The organism is Arthrobacter sp. HMSC08H08 (assembly GCF_001807575.1).
Classification (GTDB): domain Bacteria; phylum Actinomycetota; class Actinomycetes; order Actinomycetales; family Micrococcaceae; genus Pseudoglutamicibacter; species Pseudoglutamicibacter albus.
On record NZ_KV789405.1, the window covers coordinates 1 to 1,308 of the forward strand.

Sequence of the window (1,308 nt, forward strand, 5' to 3'; positions counted from 1 at the left end):
CTGAGGTGTCCCAGGTTTTGTTCCGTTTGAGTAGATGGGAAGATCTGGGATATGCCAAAGAAATTTGACCAAGATGCCAAGGATCGCGTGGTCCGCCTTGTTGAGGATCGCATCTTGGCAGAGAACCTTTCTATGCAAAATGCGTGCAAGATTGTGGCGCCGAAACTGGGTGTTTCGTGGCACACTGCCAGGCAGTGGACACAGGCAGCTCGACGCGATGGACGCGTTGTTGAACGGATACCGGAAGACTTAGCAGCCGAGAACGCTAGGCTACGTCGTGAGAATCAAGAGCTTCGCGACACCAACGAGTTGTTGAAGGCCGCGTCAGCTTTTTTCGCATCAGAACTCGACCCAAAACGTCGGAAATGATCCGGTTCATCGATGAATATCGGGATCGTTTCAGCATCGAGTTCATCTGTACGACGTTGAAGAACAATCGTGAAGGTGGCTTTATCACCTCGCGTGGTTACCGACAATCCAAAGCCCGTGGTCTAAGTTCTCGCACTCTTCGCGATACCGCCCTGGTTGAACATATTCGCAAGGTTCACAGCGACAATTACGGTGTTTATGGCATTCGGAAAATATGGCATGCTCTTCGACGCGAAGGCATTGGCATTGGTCGGGAGCAAACTGCCCGGCTGATGCGCCTGGCCGGTGTATCCGGCAAGAGTAAAGGACGCTTGCCGGTAACCACTCGCAAGCCGAACGTGCCGGATGTGCGTCCGGATTTGGTGCAGCGAAAGTTCAACGCCCCAGGCCCGAACAGGCTGTGGGTGGCAGATATTACCTATGTGCGCACGAAGACAGGCTTTGTGTATGCCGCGTTTGTCACTGATGCGTTCTCTCGACGCATCCTCGGCTGGGCGTTATCCGATTCCATGCGTACCGAACTGTTGCCGTTGCAAGCCCTCAACCAGGCGATCGTGTGCGCTGAAGAAACAACAGGTTTGGTGCACCATTCTGATCACGGCTCGCAGTACGTCAGCGTTGTCTACAACCAACGGCTTGCTGCCCATGGGATAGCTGCTTCCACCGGAACTGTCGGTGACTCCTACGACAACGCTCTAGCTGAAAACGTGAATGGGTCCTACAAGAATGAGCTCATCCATACTCGAACGTGGAATGACGTAGTCGAGGTGGAAATCGCGACGTTTGAGTGGGTGTCATGGTGGAACGAAACCCGACTCCACCAAAGCTTGGGATACCGAACCCCGGCGGAAGTCGAATCAGCATTTCGGGAGAACACCCCGACCCAAGAAATAATAGAAACTAAGGCACAAGCCTAGGAACAAAACCCGGGACACTTCA

1 protein-coding gene is annotated in these 1,308 nt (G+C 53.4%); it reads left to right on the forward strand.

Annotated elements, in window-relative coordinates; translation table 11 throughout:
• Positions 1 to 51 precede the first annotated feature (51 nt).
• Positions 52 to 1,286, forward strand: a protein-coding gene (locus HMPREF3175_RS10195; protein ID WP_176745151.1) for an IS3 family transposase whose coding sequence is annotated in 2 segments (ribosomal slippage) — positions 52 to 343 and positions 343 to 1,286 — 1,236 coding nt in all. Because the reading frame shifts where the segments join, the coding sequence is not laid out codon by codon here.
• Positions 1,287 to 1,308: the final 22 nt, after the last annotated feature.